The following is a 15,660-nucleotide window of genomic DNA, read 5'->3' on the forward strand; positions in this document are numbered from 1 at the left end:
GCAGCTACAATGGTAGAAGTACCGACGCTCGGTCCGCGGTCCAAGCGGCAGCGAGCTTGAAGACGGGGTGGCCGATCCATACCATGAGTCCCGTGCCCACCGAGAGCAGCATCGACGTGCTCGTACGCTTCGCGCGGCTCGCGTCGGAGGCGCGCGCCGGCGCCAAAGTTTTGCCGCTGCTGGCCGATGCCCTGGTGAAACACGTGAAGGCCGACGCGGTCGCGGTCCTCGCCATTGGCCCGGGCGGGGCTACCTTCGTGCCGTCGCGCCACCTCCCCAAGGAGCTCGAGGGTGTCCAGGTCGACCCTGACGTCATCGGCGAGGAGCTCGGCGCCCAACTCGTCGCGGCCTGCCATGGGCGCTTCGCCCACGTCCGCTCGCACCCGCTCGTCAGTGGCGGAGGCCTTTTCGGCTCCGTGGTCATGTTCTTCGCCACGGAGGCGCCACACGGCCAAGTCGACCTCGGCGAAGCGCTGGTCGATCTCGCGGCCATCGCCCTCGCGAGCGATGCGCAGCTTCAGCAGCTCGTGCGCTCGCATGCGGAGCTGCGGGCCTCCCAGGAGACACTGGCCCGCAGCGAGAAGCTGCGCGCGCTCGGGCAAATGGCCGCCGGCGTTTCGCACGACCTGAAGAACATATTGAATCCGCTTTCGCTGCATCTTCAGCTCCTCGCACGCGGCCTCGAGCGCGGCAAGACCGATGACGCCAAAGAGACCATCGCCGAGATGAAGCAGGTGCTCACCCGCGGCCTGCAGACGCTCGAACGCCTGCGCGAGTACAGCCGGCAATCGCCGGAGCCGCGGACCGAGAACGTCGATTTGAACCGCCTCGTTCACGAAGCCGCCGAAATCGCCCGACCTCGGATGACCACGGCCAGCGGCCGCCGCCACCGCGTGGACGAGGAACTCGGCGCGCCACCCATATTTCGCGGACGCGCCGGCGACATCGTGAGCGCGCTGGTCAACTTGGTGGTCAACGCCGTCGACGCCATGCCGGATGGCGGCACGATTACCCTGCGCACCGGCGCGTCCAACGGTGGCAGCTGGGTGCAAATTGCCGACGACGGACCTGGAATTCCCGAGGACGTGCAACGCCGCGTCTTCGAGCCATTTTTCACCACCAAGGGCGAAGAAGGCACGGGCCTCGGGCTCGCGATGGTGGAAGCCTGCGCCCGACGTCACGGCGGTTCGATCAAGCTGGATACGGCCGTCGGCAAGGGTACGACCTTCACGCTCTGGTTTCCGCTCACGGCGCCCTAAATTTGGACGCTTGGGCCTCCCGCGCGGCCATGTGCATATTCTGCGTCGACGCGCAATCGGCGCACCGGATTGCGGTTCAAGGAACCGCAAAACATCCGGGCACGGCATCTGCAGTCCTTTGCCTCGATCATGCCGTTTGCCTCCCATCGCCTTCCCGCTTCCGATAGCACCGAGATTCTACGGACCGTCACCACGACTGCAGCAGAAGCAATCGGCGTTCCTGTGACGGTTCTCGTGGTCGACGATCAAAGTGCGGTTCGCGACGCCCTCTGCGAGATGGTGGAGGCGCTGGGATACCACTGCCTCGCCGCATGCAACGGTGAGGAAGCGTGGAGAATTCTGCAAACGGAACACGTGGATGTCGTTCTGAGCGATTGGCAAATGCCACGCATGAACGGCGTGGAGCTGTGCCAGCGCATTCGCAACGCAGAAAACGGCAACCATTATACGTATTTCATTTTGCTCACCGGATTGAGCGACAAAGAGCATTTCCTACGGGCCATGGAAGCCGGTGCCGATGGTTGTTACGAAAAATGTAGCAATCTAAATGAGATTCGGGCCTACCTGGGCTCCGCCGAGCGGCTCGTGAATCTACATCGGCGACTCGAGCGGGAGAGCCAAACGTCGCTTCGGGCAGCGCGCACGGATCCGCTTACGCAGCTGGGGAATCGTCTGCGACTCGATGAGGATTTGGCGACGGTCTGGTCGAGGACGAAGCGATATCGAAGTACCTGCGCCATGGCCATTGTCGATGTCGACGAGTTCAAGAGCTACAATGACCAGTTCGGACACCTCGCAGGCGACGCCGTTTTGCAGCGAATTGCGCAAACGATCCGCCGGAACGTGCGCGACGTCGATGGCGTGTATCGTTATGGTGGCGAAGAATTTCTAGTGCTCCTGCCCGAGCAGGCCCTTCGCCAGGCGGTGCGCGCAATGAACCGCGTGCGCAAGACCATCGAGCAGCTCTCCATCCTGAACACGTCCGCGCGCCGCATCGTGAGCGTCAGCATCGGCGTTGCGGAGTTGGATCCATCCGTCGATGCGAGCATCGATGCCTGGCTCGCCCGCGCGGATGCGGCACTTTACCGCGCCAAGGCCCTAGGCCGCAACCGCGTGGAAATCGCCCCGTCTCGACCCCGCTAGGAGCGCGACCGGGACGGTGCCACTCCGTACTCGTGCAACCGATATTGAACAGTGCGCACGCTGATGTCGAGAATGTCCGCTGCGCGCGCCGTTGAACCGTCAGCCGCCTCGAGTGTCGCCAAAATGGCGTACTTCTCGATCTCCGCCATGGTCGCACCCGGAATGCGTACGGCGCCTTGCACGACAGGAGCGCCCTCGAACGGCAGATCGGATTCCTCGATGCGGCTTCCTTCGGCAAGGACGACGGCCCGCTCGATCGAGTTCTCCAGCTCACGCACGTTGCCGGACCAACGGTGGCCTACGATTTTCGCCCGCGCCGCATCGGAAAATCCGTCGAGCCTTCGGTGATTCTCGCGCGCGAACTTTCGCAGAAAGTGCTCCGCAAGGATCGCCACGTCGTGCCCGCGCAACCGCAACGGGGGCATTTCGACGTGAACGACATTCAGCCGATAATAGAGGTCCTCGCGAAAACGCCCTTCGCGCACCTCGGCGGCGAGATCCTTGTTGGTGGCGGCCAAGAGCCGCACGTCGACTTTGACGGGCTCGTTGCCGCCGACCCGCTCGAAGGTCCGCTCCTGAAGCACACGCAGGAGCTTCACTTGCGTAAGCGGCGGTATCTCCCCGATTTCGTCCAAGAAGAGCGTGCCGTTGTTCGCCTGCTCGAAGCGTCCGATGCGGCGTTTGTCCGCACCCGTGAAGGAACCTTTTTCATGCCCAAAGAGCTCGCTCTCGAGCAACGACTCCGCGAGCGACGCACAATGCAGGGCGACGAACGGTGCCTTCGCGCGCGGGCTCAGCGTGTGAATCGCCCTCGCAAGCTCGCCCTTTCCCGTACCGCTTTCACCCGTGATCAACACCGTCGCGCGGGACGGAGCGACTTGCCGCGCCGTCCGATAAACCTTGTTCATGGCCGGACTGGTTCCGAGCAAGCCTTCGAGCCCTTCTTGATCGCGCGCCCGCAACTGGCGACGCAGATTCTCGGACTCGGCCGCGAGCTCGCGCCGCTCCAAGGCGCGTTCCACCGCGACCACCATCGCATCGGCGTCGACCGGCTTGGTGAGATAGTCTTCGGCCCCCGCGCGCATCGCCGCGACGGCTGGCGCGACCTCGCCGAGCCCCGTCACGACGATGACAGGGATCGCTTGCGCCAGCGCTTTGACTTGGTTCAGCAGATCCATGCCCCCCATGTTGGGCATCTGGAGATCGGTCACGATGAGGTCGGGCGCCTTCTCCTGGACCATGTCGAGCGCCTCCTTGCCATCGGCCGCCATGTCCACCGCGTAGTCGTCCTGCGCAAGGAGCTTTGCGAGGCCATTGCGCGCGCTCGCTTCATCGTCCACCACGAGGATTCTAGCCTTGCTCATACGTTTCGTTCGCCTCCACGCGAAGGGGACACCGACATTCGACAAGGATAGCGCGTCCCTTGCGCGTGAACGCAGAATCTGCAGCTACCTCGTGGACCGAAGTGCCTCGCCACGCGCGCGAAAAAGATGCCCCATCGATGGCCGGGGACTTGCTCATCGCCGCACGAGGAACCCTCATGCCGATCTCGAACGCCGAACTCGCTGTCATCGATGCCTATTGGCGCGCCGCGAATTACCTCACCGTCGGGCAAATCTATTTGCAAGACAATCCATTGCTTCGCGAACCACTTCGACCCGAACACGTCAAACCACGGCTTTTGGGCCATTGGGGGACATCTCCCGGATTGAATCTCGTCTACGCCCACCTCAATCGCATCATCCGACAACGCGATCGAAATCTCATTTTCCTCGCCGGGCCCGGCCACGGCGGTCCCGCCGTCGTCGCCAACGTGTACCTCGAGGGAACGTACTCGGAGGTCTACCCTGGCATCACGCAAGACGCTGCGGGGATGCGCGCCCTCTTTCGCCAATTCTCGACACCGGGTGGCGTGCCGAGCCACGTAGGGCCGCAGACGCCGGGCTCCATTCACGAGGGGGGCGAACTCGGGTACGTGCTCACGCATGCATTCGGCGCCGTGTTCGATCAGCCCGGCCTGGTCGCCGTGGCCGTCGTCGGAGACGGAGAGGCTGAAACGGGGCCACTGGAAGGCTCCTGGAAGGGGATCAGCTTTCTCAATCCCCAACGCGACGGTGCGGTTCTTCCCGTGCTCCATCTCAATGGCTACAAGATCGCCGGACCGACCGTGCTCGGACGCATGTCCGACGAGAGCATCGCTCGCCTTCTCGAAGGCCACGGCTACGAGCCGCGCTTCGTGGTCGGAAGCGATCCCGCGAAGGTTCACGCGGCCTTGGCGCGGGCGCTCGACGAGAGCTTCGACGCCATCGAGCGCATCCAGCGCCGTGCGCACGTGGACGAAAAGCCACGCTGGCCAGTGATCGTGTTGCGCACGCCCAAAGGCTGGACGGGTCCGCACGAGGTCGACGGCGTGCCCATCGAAGGGACATTTCGCGCGCACCAGGTTCCGCTCTCCGGTGTGCGCACGAATCCCGAGCATCTCGCCATGCTCGAGCACTGGATGAAGAGCTATCGCCCCGAGGAGCTGTTCGACGACAAGGGCCGCCTCGTGGCCCAGCTTTCCGCACTGGCGCCCAAAGGCCATCTTCGCATGGGGGCCAATCCGCACGCCAACGGCGGATACCCCGCGGTGCCGCTGGAGATGCCCGATTTCACATCGTATGCGCTCACGGCAACGCCGCCGGGCACCGAGGTTCTCGAATCCACGCGGCAACTCGGTCAAATGCTGCGCGATATCTACGCCAAGAACCCCACGAGCTTCCGTCTCTTCTGCCCTGACGAGACCAACTCGAACCGCCTCGGCGCGGTCTTCGAGGGCGGGGGCGCGCGCTGCCTCGTCGAACGCACCACCGCAGAGGACGACCACGTTTCTCCCAACGGCCGAGTGATGGAGGTTTTGAGCGAACATAACTGCGAAGGATGGCTCGAAGGGTACGTGCTCACGGGACGACACGGCCTGTTCGCGACGTACGAGGCTTTCGCCCTCATTGTCGCTTCGATGACGACCCAGCACGCAAAATGGCTCGAGGCGAGCGCAGACCTTGCGTGGCGCAAGCCCGTTCCGTCGTTGAACATCCTGCTCACGTCGACCTGCTGGCGAAACGACCACAATGGTTTTAGCCACCAGGGGCCCGGGTTCATGGACACGATTGTTTCGAAAAAGGGAACCGTCGCCCGCGTGTATCTACCACCCGACGCCAACTGCCTTCTCTCGGTTGCGGACCACTGCTTTCGAAGCCAGAACTACGTCAACCTCGTCATCATCGACAAGCAACCGCAACTTCAATGGCTCGACATGACGTCGGCCCGCGAGCATTGCGCTCGGGGTGCTTCGGTTTGGGCATGGGCCGGCAACACCGGCGACTCCGGCCCCGACATCGTGCTCGCTTGCGCGGGAGATATCCCGACATTGGAGACGATGGCCGCAGCGTGGTGGCTTCGCAAGAACGTGCCCGAGCTACGCGTTCGCGTGGTCAACGTGGTTGACCTGATGAGCCTCGCCTCGCCGGACGAGCACCCGCATGGCGCGTCGAACGAGCGCTTCGTCGAGCTCTTCACCGAGGATACGGACGTCGTCTTTGCGTTCCACGGCTATCCAGGCGCCGTGCACCAGCTTCTTCACGGGCGGCCGAACGCGCAGCGCTTCCACGTACGCGGGTACCGTGAGGAAGGCACGACCACGACACCGTTCGACATGGTCGTTCTCAATCGAATGAGTCGCTTCCATTTGGTCCTCGAAGCCCTCCGACGGACGCGCCGGCGGCCACCGCACGCGGACCGCCTCGAGAATGCGTGCCACGCGCAGCTGGAGACACACCGCGCGTACGTGCGCGAGCACTTCGAGGACATGCCCGAGATCCGCGACTGGACGTGGACAGCCTCATGATCGTTTTGGCCCTCAACGCCGGCTCTTCGTCCCTCAAGTTCGCGCTCTTCGATGTCGCAGGTGGGGCGGAGCTCGAGCTCGCACGCGGGGGTATCCCATGCACCGACGTGCTCGAGGCGGGAGCGGCCGTCTTCAAGGCCCTGGAAGGCGCTCCGCCTCCACGAGCGGTCGGACACAGGCTCGTTCACGGCGGACCGCAGCACGACGTTCCGGAAATCATCGATGCGAGACTTCGCCGCGATCTCGAACACGCGGTCCCCTTCTCGCCGCTGCACCTGCCTCGCTCACTCGCGCTCATCGATTCCGTGAGCGCCCGCTATGGCGATCTTCCGCAGGTCGCATGCTTCGACACAGCGTTCCATCGGACGCTTCCCGAGATCGCCCGTTGTTTTCCGCTTCCCCAAGGACTCCGAGATTTGGGGATCCGTCGCTATGGGTTTCACGGCCTATCTTACGAGTACATCGTGCAAACACTCGGGCCCGAACGACTCGGGCGTGCCGTGCTCGCGCATCTGGGTAGTGGCTCGAGCCTGGTCGCCATTCGCAACGGCCAAGCCGTCGATACGACGATGGGGCTTACCCCATCGGGTGGCACCATGATGGGGACGCGGTGTGGTGACATCGACCCAGGGCTGCTGGTGTACCTCATGGACCATCTCGGATACGACGCTGGGAAAATCGACGCGCTCGTGAACCGGGAATCGGGCCTTCTCGGCGTCTCCGGGACCACGAGCGACATGAAGACGCTCCTCGACGCGAGCACGCACGATGCACGCGCCGAATTGGCGGTGGAGATGTTCTGCTACTCGGCGCGCAAATTCATCGGCGCGTACGCGGCCGCGCTCGGGGGAATCGACACGCTGGTCTTCACCGGAGGCATCGGAGAACACGCCGCCGCCGTGCGCACACGCATTTGCGCGGGGCTCGCACATTTGGGCATCGAGCTCGACGAGGTGCTCAACGTGCGTAACGACGAATCGATTGGCCTGCGCAACGACCGCTGCCAAGTGCTCGTCGTACGAACGGACGAGGAGCGCACGATTGCACGCCACACCATGTCGACGACCAGCCGCCATCACGATGGGAGGGACCATGACACGAGAATCATCCGAGTACAGGCATCCAATCCGCACACGATTCACCCTGGGGCAAGATGCACACGTGGTCACGCATAGCGTGCACTGCACGCGGCGTGGGGGGTCCGTGCCTCTGGCAGACTGCATCTCCTGTCCAGGGCTGATTGCCTTTCCCGCTCGCCCCGCCGCGATCGGAGCCGTCCTCACTTGCGAGTCCCCTGCGAGCGATGCTGCGCCGGGCTGCGACATTGCGAAGGCGGCCATGTTGACGAGCATTCGCGACATCATGAGCCCGACGATCGTATGCGTCCTCGCAAATGCCGGTTGGGAATCGCTGGAGCGGCTACTCCTGGACGAAGAGTTCGAGGCCGTCCCAGTCGTCGACGCTCAGGGAAGGCCCGTTGGAATCGTCTCGAAGACGGATCTGTTGCGGCATACCCGCTGCGGTGAGGGCGAGGTGACCGCGCCTCGCGGTGGGCGAGCGCCCGAACCGGGCATGCACATCGATCGTCGTGCGGCCATCACGGCGGAAGATGTCATGACGCCCATCGTTCACGCCCTTCCCGAGGAGGCGCCCGTGTCGTTTGCCATCGCGGCGCTCGCCCTCGAAGGGGTGGCACAGATTCCGATCGTCTCGAGCGAGGGCGTCGTCGTTGGAATGCTCTGCGCCAGCGATGCCGTCACCTGGCTCGCGCGCGAGCTTGGATGCATTGCACTCACGCCCTGCGGCGCTCGCCCACCCAGCGCAGCACGTCGAGATCCGTGACCAGCCCCGTCGCCCGAGCATCGACGTCGGTGGCCACGATCACGCGCTGGTGTTCCTGGGTCATGCGCGCGATGACATCGTCGAGGGGCGAGTCCTCGGGCATGACGAGGAACGGTTCCGTCGGGCATTCGGCCACGGGGAGCCATGGCGGATGCGACGATGCGAGCCGTGTGCGCGATACGAAGGTAACAGGGTGATGACGCTCGTCGATCACAATGCACCCCGGTGCTTCCGCAGCCACGACACGCGCTGCAGCCTGCGAGACTGGAGTGCTCGCGGCCGTACAGACGGTGTGCGCCGCGCCAAGCTCTCCGAGCATGACCCGCGACATCAAATTGTCGCGGCCCGTACAGATCCGGCGCTTGGCCAGGAGCGCGGCCGCTTCCGCGTGAGACAACGTTGGCTCGCGCAGGCATTCCATGGCCCCGTCGCCCTCCAAATGGCCAAAGTGCGGGCACCCACGGCACGAATCCATGGAGGTGGAAGCGCGGCGAAAGGGACAGAAGGTGCCATGCGTGTGCACGCTGCCACCATGTTCCATCCATTCGACCTGACGCAGCGGCAGACGGGTCGTGGGACGATGTTGGACCATACCCGGGACGTGCACGGCGGATGCCACGCACGAGCCGCGCGCATGCGCACGGTTTGCGTGCGCGCTCAGGACCAACCTCCCGCCGTACGCGAATTCCGTCGAAGCCTCTCGATCTCGCGACCACCACGGATGGGGGCGTCGTCGTAGACGATGCAAAGAACGTCGTTGCCGCCGGCCGATTTATCGAGCCACGGAACGATATCCTCCGCGCGCAAATACCGCTTAGCGGACGTGACACCCGACGCATCACTGACGACCACGTACCGCCGGTCGTCTGGCGCCGGCCGAATGCTGGACGGTGCTGTGATTTCGGGTTGTACGACGGTCGGAGTCGCATCCGGATTCATGAAGGGGCCGCGGCGCATCAGGGCCGATGGTGCAATGACCACACCATCCGCTTGCGCACGGAGCGCCCGCTCGAATCGACGACATTGGACGCGGCTCTTGCACCGAAGCGCACGGCGTGCACGCATTTCGTCAGCCGCTGGTCATCACTCGGTCAGCAATCGACAGGCTCATGTGCGTTGCGATGGGATGACTATTCATCGTGCAAGGCCCCCGCGGATTTCAGGCCGACGGCATCAAAAGACCATTCTGGCCGGTGGCGCCGCGGTCGGAAAGAGCCCATCCATGCCTGCAAGTCCAGACCTCGACTCGAAACCGCAGGTGGTCGACGCGCTCGTCCGTATCGTTCGAGACTTCGGCAAGTCCTAATTTATAATATAGTTAGGGCGCTCCTGCGAGCGCCCTTTGGGGCTCCCTTGTTCGTGGTAAGCGATATTTCCTTCGCTGCTTCATGATTCTCCGCGAATCGATAGACCGTATCGCGATAGGTCGGCTCGGATCCGGTCGACGAAGGCCTGCATGGCTTCGGTGCTGCCGCGGCCCCTCAAGCCGAGCGTTACGGCGCGTGCCTCGCGCCTCCGATCGATCGGCATGAAAAGCCCGAGCGAGATGCGAAGCCAGCGGGCAACATGGCCATCGAGGGATGCGCGGTCCAAGGGGCTCTCCCGACAGACCTTCTCCAGTGTCGCCTCGCCTGCGTGCGCATGCTCTTGTTCTTGCGCCTCGAGTTTGTCGATGATCTCCGCATACCTGCGGCAACTCGACCCACGGTATTCAGCAAGCTGAAATGTCTCCGCGCGGCAGAGTAGGAATTGCGCGACCGCAAGCTCCGACCACGAAGTCGGCGGCGGCAACTGAGCGACATCGGCCACGGCCGCGTGCAGATCCGAGCCATGGGTCAACTCTGCATACAGCGCGGACACGGCCTCGAAGTGTTCGAGCTCCTCCAAAGCTTGCTCGGCAAGGAGCATTTTCTCGTCGAGGGTCGGGGCAAGGCGCAGAGCCGACCCGAAGACATGGGCGGCCAGGAGCTCCCGCTGGCCGTGGCTCATGAGAAGCCCCACCATGATCTCCCGTGCCTCGGCACCCAAGTCGGATGCTCGTGAAGGCCCAAAGGGACTGTCCATGCGAAACGCTCCCCTCTCTTAGGTGGCTCCCGGAGCCGTCACGGGCCGGGTCTTCTCGTCCTTTTTTGTCGTGCGCGTCGACACGGTGAGCACCGGAACGGGGGAGAGTCGCACGACCCGCTCCGCAATGCTTCCGAGGAATGCCCGCGATAGCCCGCGGCGCCCGTGCGTTCCCATGACGATGAGGTCCACATTCAGGCCTTTGGCTGCATTGAGAATCTCCGACCAGGGTTCTCCGTGCGCGAGCACCGCGTCCACCTTTGGATAACGCTGGCGCACATCGTCCGCCAGCTTGTCGAGAACCGCGCGCGCCTCGCGCAGCACGTCCTCGATGGGAACGTAGAAGCCATTGGCGTACGCGAGTGGCTGGATGAAGAAGGCGTGGACGAGGGTCACCTTCGCATCGAATTTTCCTGCCATCGTGATCGCTGCGTCGATGACGTCGCCGGACGTCTCTTCGAAATCGATCGGAACCAATACGTGCTTGAAACCGGCCATGGTCAACCTCCACTACATACGCTGGCAAGCGTCGCGCCGCGCAGAACGAGGCCATTCTTATGCGATCGAGAACCATGAGGGCGCAGGCGCTGCACGCCCGCGCAAACGATGCACGTCGGAGACTCGCCCCCCCTCGATCTCGCAACCATAGGCGATGGCACGCCGTCTGCTCGGGCATGCCTGGGAGGGCCTCGTCCAGCCGTACGTTCTCGATGGAAAGAAAACCGCGGCCGATGCCGTGAGGCGCGTCACCAGCGGCCTCTTGGAGCGCACGGAGACGGACGGAGGGCCCAACCTCGAGGAACTCGTCCACGCAGGAGCATGCTCAAGGAGGAGACAGCCGCGCGACGGATGCGCGCAATGAGCGATGGCTCGCCGGATGCCAGGCGCTCACCGATGCGCACTGGCCGTGCGCGCTCTGCGTGACTCAGCGAGCGACCGCGCGCGACTGGACAATGACCTCCACGGAACGTGACACCACCGCAGCGCGTTTGAGCCATTCCGTGAGCACGGTGTGGTCGGCGCAAGCGAGGACCGCCGCGCGCGTAATATCGTCTACTGGAACGTTGCGTGCGCGTAGGACCAGAAGGACGGCCTCTGCGTGCGCTCTAGCCACGGCCCTTGAGACTTCCTCTGCAAGCTGGCGCTTGAACAATTCGCTTTTGAATCGGTAGCCCGAGAGATCCATCGCTGTTCCATGGATGTCTGCCGAGACGAACATCCGCAGCGCAGGCGGTGCACTTTCATTGGAAAACGCCCTGCGCTGCGATCCGCTGCCGTCGTCAAAAAGCTAACGCGGCATCGGCTCCGCCGCACATCACGGGTAGGTGGCCACGGGGAGGGCAGCGCCAATGACATAGCCAACGAGCGCGCTCACGGTACCAATCAGCGCGAGCTCGAAACCACTGCGCAGCGGGTGGCCAATGGTGGCTCGCGCCTTGTACGCGCCAACGGCAAAGAGACTCAGCGCGCCGAGCAACACGGCAACCCACGCTCCGGCACGTGCGGAAAAGAATAGAAATGGTGCGAGCGGAAGCAGTGACCCCACGAGCGCGGCCAATCCGATGACTCCCGCCGCACGGGCGCTCGATCGCCGATCGACGTCCACCAAGCGGTGCTCTTCGGCCATCATCACCGCGACCCATACGTCCTTGTCCTTGGTGATGGTCTCGACGATCTGTTCGAGCAAGGCGCCCGAGAAGCCTTTGCGCTCGTAGATCTCGCGAATCTCGGCGCGCTCGAGCTGCGGTACCGCCACGATGTGGCGGTACTCGCGCGCGCGTTCGCTCTTGAAGTGATCTCCCTCCGCCGTGGTCGACGTATACCCCACGGCTGCCATCGACACGGATTCGGCGCAGGCCGTAGCCAGGCCTGCCACGAGCACCATGCGGGTGCTTCCCGTCGCAGCGGCGACACCGAGAATGACCCCCAAAACGTTCACGAGGCCGTCCTGCCCACCGAGAATGACGTCGGCAAGCCACGATATCCGGCGGTGCGGATCGAGCACGTCGTGGTAGTGCCGTGCGCGGAACGAGGCGTTGTTCATCGGCAGGCTGCCGTGTTCATGCGCTCCGCCGCCGAGTAGCTCTTGATGGCTAGCGTTTCCTTGTCGGCCGCGTCGACGGGAACGAGCAAGAAACCTGCACCACCTTCGAGGTCGACGACGCTCACGACACGCGCCGGGGGAAGTTGCATCGCCTGCAGACCGTGCTGCCCACCATGGCCATGGCCGCCGTCGTGTCCGAGGCCCTGGCGAGATTCGGGTCCATACATCGCTGCGGCATGTCGTACCCGGGTTCGCAGCTCCTCGACGCGCGCGCGCGACGTGAAGACGAACGTGAGACCTCCCTGGGTCTCCTCCACGTCGAGGTGAGCCCCGGGCACGCCCAGTGCGCACCCGGTGTCCAGATCGGCAGCCGAAACTTTCGTCGGGCTGCCGGTTCGCCATTCCGTCCCGGCCGAACAGGCACCGAGCACGATGACCAATCCGAGTTTCAACGAGTTCGTGAACATCATGCGGTCCTCCCGTCGTCCTCATGTGCGCGCGCCCCTGCGAGTGCGGTGTCCACCAGGAGCTCCGGTGGCGTGCCGAGCGCCTTCTTGACTTTGCATGCGCCCACGGCCGTGCAGATGGCTCCTGTGAGCCTAGCGGGGAAATCACGTGGCAGCGTGATCGTCATGTGCACGCGCTGGAGCTGGCCATGAGCATCGAACGTGTTGTGCTGAGTCAATCGGAGGCCGTCTGTCGACAGCGATCGCGCGCGACAGAACGCGAGTGCATACAGGCCCGCGCACGTGGCGAGCGATGCGAGAAACAGGGCGAAGGGCTCGGGCGCCGAACCGTCACCGTCATGCTCACGCGATTGATCCGTGTGCACCACGAACCCGTCGAATGCAGCGTCGACCTTCTTTCCGCCGGGAAACGTCACCAGGATGGACTTCATCGCCGCGCCTCCGTTCGAGGGCACGTCGCCGCCACGCACTCGAGAAAAGTAACGGGACGCCCCGCCGTCACCGCACGCCACAAGCTATGGATGAGGCAATACATACCGAACTCGCGAACGATGAGTGCCCAGTGAGCAAGAACGTCGTAGGTGCAGACCAAGCCTTTCATGGCGCTACCCTCACGCTGGGTGATTGCATCGCGGGTGCCACGTCCTGGAGATAGGGAATCTGGCGTCGCACGAATCGTGTTCTTCCGTTACGGGTGACGCATGCGATGCACGAATGCGCACGGATTGCGTAGACGCGACCCGTGCGCGGCATGCGTGCAGGCCGTAAGGCGACTAGCGATACAAATCCAGATGCTGGACCCGGGTGCGTTCCAGACGCTCGTACGCCATACGAAGCAGGCGATGAGAGAGCGCATAGCCGAGGTCGTGGTTCGCGTCCATGGCCCGGCGCAGCGGCGCAGCGTCGAACGAAATCATCGTCGCCATGTCGAGGACCCGAGAGTCCAGGTGTACCTTTGCCGGTGGAAATAGCCAGGAGAGCCCCACGGCGTCGCCCGCTCGTGCGACCGCCAGGCGTGTCACCTCTTGCCGGGGACATGCACCTCCAGGGACACCCTCCCCTGTTCAATCAGGTCGAAGCTGCGCGCATCGTCGCCCTCGCGAAGCAGGGAGGTCCCCGGGACGAACGTGCTCTCCTGGGCGAGTGGAACCAGCTCCGCCAGCAGCGCAGCGTCGATCCCACTCAGAAACGGGTGCTCGGCCAACCTTCGCTCGATCATTATGGGGTCCTCGCCTCTCTCGTGGATGCCGCGGTCCGCCCTGCGGGTCTGCAGAATGGCAGCGACTTCCTCGGTGATGTCGATGCCCACGGGACACCACGTTACGCAACGTCCGCACCCAACGCATCCCAGGCTTCCGAATTGGTCGGCCCACGTCGCCAGCTTGTGCGTGATCCATTGGCGGTAACGAGAACGCAGCGACACGCGCACGCTTCCACCATGCATGTGCGAAAACGGGATGGTGAAGCACGAATCCCAACGACGCACGCGCTCGGCGCTTTTGCCGTCCAGGCTCACACCGTCCGAGACGGTCGTGCAGAAGCAGGTGGGGCATACCATCGTGCAATTCGCGCATCCAAGGCAGCGTTCGGCGAGGGCGTCCCAATGCAGGTGCTCGAGGTTTTCCTCCAGCAGGTCGCGGATGCCGTCAGCATCGAGTTTGTGCCCATGCGCGCGGCCGTCCGCGCCACGATCGCGTCGGCGAGCTCGCAGTCCTCGCGGCTCGCGCGCTCGTGCGGAACCTTCGAGAGCCACGTTCTGCCCGTGTCGGAGCCCACGTCCACTACGAAACGATGCGGCTCGAGCAGCTCCGTCAAAGCGAGATCGAACCCGGCGTGCATTGCAGGGCCGGTGCCCATGGAGGCGCAGAAGCATGTTCCGCCGGCCTCACCGCACTGGACCGCGATGATCACCACGTCGCGGCGGCGTGCCGCGTAATCGGCGTCGGCAAATGGTCCGCCGAGGAGCACGCGGTCTTGAACGGCCATCGCCGCGAGCTCGCACGCCCGCACGCCGAGGAGGGCGCGTTTGCGCACGACCGGGGCCTGCTCGTCGATCGCGAGACCTTCCTTGCTCCGCCGGATGCGTAAGAGACGAACCTCGGGCAGCAGAAACTCGCGCTTGTACGAGTGCGGTCCGACCGCGTACCCAAAGAGCGCACCATCCTGCCGTCGGCGAAGCCGGTAGCTCCCCGGCTCTTGCTCATCGGTCATGCCGGCGGGAAGGTCGGACAGTGCCTCGATGGGACCGATGACGATGGCGCCGTCCCGCACCAACGGGCCCAGGATGTCGTAGCCGTCACTGCGCAGCGCTTCGACGAGATCGGCCAACGCGTCGCGGGTGAGGAGCTCACGCGCGGCCATGCCGCCCAATCCGCCAAGCATGGACACGAGTCGATTCGAAGCGCGCCGCAAGTTTGCGAAGTCGCAAGGCAAGCGCCAACATCGAGGCTCCGAAGAGCAGCGCGTACGAGGCCAAGACGACGCCAAGTATCGAGGTACGCACCGACGGCCAGAAGAGCAAGAGGACCCCGAGCACCAGAGAGCCCACCCAGGCAAAGGTGAGCGAAAGTTCTCCAGGCACTTCGTTACGCAGGCGCATGGCCGCGAGCATCTCGAGAAGCGCCGACGCAACCGACCAGAATGCGATGAGACCGACGAGCGTTGGAAGCGTCATTCCAATCCAGAGCAGCACAATCGCTCCGATGGCCATGCCCAGTAGCCCGTCCATCAGCCATCCCACTTCCAGCGATCCGGTGCGAGAGCCAGCCAAGACGGCGAATGCTCCGTCCAAGAGCGTGTACAGGCCGAAGAGCAGCGCCAAGCCAGGCAGCGTGAACCCCGACCCGACGAGGGTAACGAGGCCGAAAAGGAGCCCCGCGCCACCGCGAAATGCGACGGCTTTCCAACTGCGTATGAACGCGATTCCCATGAGGCACACTCCTCGGCAAAGTGGGG

General features: G+C 64.1%; 18 protein-coding genes. 6 read left to right on the forward strand and 12 right to left on the reverse strand.

Going from position 1 to position 15,660, the window contains the following annotated elements; genetic code table 11:
- Positions 1-83 precede the first annotated feature (83 nt).
- Complete coding sequence (locus LZC95_35370; GenBank protein WXA91719.1) at positions 84-1,259, forward strand: HAMP domain-containing histidine kinase; 1,176 nt, start codon at positions 84-86, stop codon at positions 1,257-1,259.
- A 222-nt stretch (positions 1,260-1,481) separates the two neighbouring features.
- Positions 1,482-2,402 carry a diguanylate cyclase gene (locus tag LZC95_35375; GenBank protein WXA91720.1) on the forward strand — a complete coding sequence of 307 codons (921 nt, stop codon included), beginning with the start codon at positions 1,482-1,484 and terminating at the stop codon, positions 2,400-2,402.
- On the opposite strand, the gene LZC95_35380 is transcribed toward LZC95_35375, so the two are convergent.
- A complete protein-coding gene (locus tag LZC95_35380; GenBank protein ID WXA91721.1) occupies positions 2,399-3,766 on the reverse strand; it encodes a sigma-54 dependent transcriptional regulator in 1,368 nt (455 codons plus the stop codon). The two genes, LZC95_35375 and LZC95_35380, sit on opposite strands and share 4 nt — an antisense overlap.
- 176 nt (positions 3,767-3,942) lie before the next feature.
- On the opposite strand from LZC95_35380, the gene LZC95_35385 reads away from it, so the two are divergent.
- The 3 genes from LZC95_35385 to LZC95_35395 all read left to right on the forward strand — a co-directional run bounded on the left by LZC95_35385 (position 3,943) and on the right by LZC95_35395 (position 8,130).
- Positions 3,943-6,288: a phosphoketolase family protein gene (locus LZC95_35385; GenBank protein ID WXA91722.1), complete on the forward strand. Its 2,346-nt coding sequence runs from the start codon at positions 3,943-3,945 to the stop codon at positions 6,286-6,288.
- Positions 6,285-7,463 (forward strand): acetate/propionate family kinase, encoded by a 1,179-nt coding sequence (locus tag LZC95_35390; protein WXA91723.1) that lies wholly within the window; start codon positions 6,285-6,287, stop codon positions 7,461-7,463. Before LZC95_35385 ends, LZC95_35390 begins: the two co-directional genes overlap by 4 nt.
- A 163-nt stretch (positions 7,464-7,626) precedes the next feature.
- Positions 7,627-8,130, forward strand: a complete 504-nt coding sequence (locus tag LZC95_35395; GenBank protein WXA91724.1) for a CBS domain-containing protein — start codon at positions 7,627-7,629, stop codon at positions 8,128-8,130.
- On the opposite strand, the gene LZC95_35400 is transcribed toward LZC95_35395, so the two are convergent.
- The 3 genes from LZC95_35400 to LZC95_35410 form a co-directional block, all read right to left on the reverse strand.
- Positions 8,081-8,722, reverse strand: coding sequence for a CBS domain-containing protein (locus LZC95_35400; GenBank protein WXA91725.1), 642 nt, complete (start codon positions 8,720-8,722; stop codon positions 8,081-8,083). The two genes, LZC95_35395 and LZC95_35400, sit on opposite strands and share 50 nt — an antisense overlap.
- Before the next feature lie 794 nt (positions 8,723-9,516).
- Complete coding sequence (locus LZC95_35405; protein ID WXA91726.1) at positions 9,517-10,194, reverse strand: ferritin-like domain-containing protein; 678 nt, start codon at positions 10,192-10,194, stop codon at positions 9,517-9,519.
- An 18-nt stretch (positions 10,195-10,212) separates the two neighbouring features.
- Entirely contained in the window at positions 10,213-10,692 is a 480-nt protein-coding gene (locus tag LZC95_35410) for a universal stress protein (protein WXA91727.1), read from the reverse strand.
- Between the two features lie 154 nt (positions 10,693-10,846).
- Between LZC95_35410 and LZC95_35415 the strand changes: the two genes are divergently transcribed.
- Positions 10,847-11,056: a hypothetical protein gene (locus LZC95_35415; GenBank protein WXA91728.1), complete on the forward strand. Its 210-nt coding sequence runs from the start codon at positions 10,847-10,849 to the stop codon at positions 11,054-11,056.
- 453 nt (positions 11,057-11,509) lie between these two features.
- On the opposite strand, the gene LZC95_35420 is transcribed toward LZC95_35415, so the two are convergent.
- The 8 genes from LZC95_35420 to LZC95_35455 form a co-directional block, all read right to left on the reverse strand.
- Positions 11,510-12,238, reverse strand: a complete 729-nt coding sequence (locus LZC95_35420; protein WXA91729.1) for a VIT1/CCC1 transporter family protein — start codon at positions 12,236-12,238, stop codon at positions 11,510-11,512.
- Entirely contained in the window at positions 12,235-12,708 is a 474-nt protein-coding gene (locus LZC95_35425; GenBank protein WXA91730.1) for a hypothetical protein, read from the reverse strand. The genes LZC95_35420 and LZC95_35425 overlap by 4 nt, the downstream gene beginning before the upstream one ends.
- On the reverse strand, positions 12,705-13,136 hold the full coding sequence (locus LZC95_35430; protein ID WXA91731.1) for an OsmC family protein: 432 nt from the start codon (positions 13,134-13,136) through the stop codon (positions 12,705-12,707). Before LZC95_35430 ends, LZC95_35425 begins: the two co-directional genes overlap by 4 nt.
- Positions 13,133-13,306: a hypothetical protein gene (locus tag LZC95_35435; protein WXA91732.1), complete on the reverse strand. Its 174-nt coding sequence runs from the start codon at positions 13,304-13,306 to the stop codon at positions 13,133-13,135. The genes LZC95_35430 and LZC95_35435 overlap by 4 nt, the downstream gene beginning before the upstream one ends.
- Positions 13,307-13,478: 172 nt before the next feature.
- The gene (locus LZC95_35440; GenBank protein WXA91733.1) at positions 13,479-13,631 is read right to left on the reverse strand and encodes a hypothetical protein; all 153 of its coding nucleotides are present in this window, start codon (positions 13,629-13,631) and stop codon (positions 13,479-13,481) included.
- 92 nt (positions 13,632-13,723) lie between these two features.
- The gene (locus LZC95_35445; protein ID WXA91734.1) at positions 13,724-14,263 is read right to left on the reverse strand and encodes a 4Fe-4S dicluster domain-containing protein; all 540 of its coding nucleotides are present in this window, start codon (positions 14,261-14,263) and stop codon (positions 13,724-13,726) included.
- Positions 14,218-15,093, reverse strand: coding sequence for a hypothetical protein (locus LZC95_35450; protein ID WXA91735.1), 876 nt, complete (start codon positions 15,091-15,093; stop codon positions 14,218-14,220). The genes LZC95_35445 and LZC95_35450 overlap by 46 nt, the downstream gene beginning before the upstream one ends.
- Complete coding sequence (locus LZC95_35455) at positions 15,053-15,634, reverse strand: DUF308 domain-containing protein (protein ID WXA91736.1); 582 nt, start codon at positions 15,632-15,634, stop codon at positions 15,053-15,055. Before LZC95_35455 ends, LZC95_35450 begins: the two co-directional genes overlap by 41 nt.
- Between the last annotated feature and the right edge of the window lie 26 nt (positions 15,635-15,660).

Source organism: Sorangiineae bacterium MSr12523, assembly GCA_037157775.1.
Taxonomy (GTDB): domain Bacteria; phylum Myxococcota_A; class Polyangia; order Polyangiales; family Polyangiaceae; genus Pendulispora; species Pendulispora brunnea.

Bases quoted from the DNA above. Each gene is read 5' to 3' on its own strand.
- LZC95_35370 (WXA91719.1), top strand. From the start codon at position 84: ATGAGTCCCGTGCCCACCGAGAGCAGCATCGACGTGCTCGTACGCTTC.
- LZC95_35380 (WXA91721.1), bottom strand. From the start codon at position 3,766: ATGAGCAAGGCTAGAATCCTCGTGGTGGACGATGAAGCGAGCGCGCGC.
- LZC95_35385 (WXA91722.1), top strand. From the start codon at position 3,943: ATGCCGATCTCGAACGCCGAACTCGCTGTCATCGATGCCTATTGGCGC.
- LZC95_35390 (WXA91723.1), top strand. From the start codon at position 6,285: ATGATCGTTTTGGCCCTCAACGCCGGCTCTTCGTCCCTCAAGTTCGCG.
- LZC95_35395 (WXA91724.1), top strand. From the start codon at position 7,627: ATGTTGACGAGCATTCGCGACATCATGAGCCCGACGATCGTATGCGTC.
- LZC95_35400 (WXA91725.1), bottom strand. From the start codon at position 8,722: ATGGTCCAACATCGTCCCACGACCCGTCTGCCGCTGCGTCAGGTCGAA.
- LZC95_35405 (WXA91726.1), bottom strand. From the start codon at position 10,194: ATGGACAGTCCCTTTGGGCCTTCACGAGCATCCGACTTGGGTGCCGAG.
- LZC95_35410 (WXA91727.1), bottom strand. From the start codon at position 10,692: ATGGCCGGTTTCAAGCACGTATTGGTTCCGATCGATTTCGAAGAGACG.
- LZC95_35415 (WXA91728.1), top strand. From the start codon at position 10,847: ATGGCACGCCGTCTGCTCGGGCATGCCTGGGAGGGCCTCGTCCAGCCG.
- LZC95_35420 (WXA91729.1), bottom strand. From the start codon at position 12,238: ATGAACAACGCCTCGTTCCGCGCACGGCACTACCACGACGTGCTCGAT.
- LZC95_35425 (WXA91730.1), bottom strand. From the start codon at position 12,708: ATGATGTTCACGAACTCGTTGAAACTCGGATTGGTCATCGTGCTCGGT.
- LZC95_35430 (WXA91731.1), bottom strand. From the start codon at position 13,136: ATGAAGTCCATCCTGGTGACGTTTCCCGGCGGAAAGAAGGTCGACGCT.
- LZC95_35435 (WXA91732.1), bottom strand. From the start codon at position 13,306: ATGAAAGGCTTGGTCTGCACCTACGACGTTCTTGCTCACTGGGCACTC.
- LZC95_35440 (WXA91733.1), bottom strand. From the start codon at position 13,631: ATGGCGACGATGATTTCGTTCGACGCTGCGCCGCTGCGCCGGGCCATG.
- LZC95_35445 (WXA91734.1), bottom strand. From the start codon at position 14,263: ATGGTATGCCCCACCTGCTTCTGCACGACCGTCTCGGACGGTGTGAGC.
- LZC95_35455 (WXA91736.1), bottom strand. From the start codon at position 15,634: ATGGGAATCGCGTTCATACGCAGTTGGAAAGCCGTCGCATTTCGCGGT.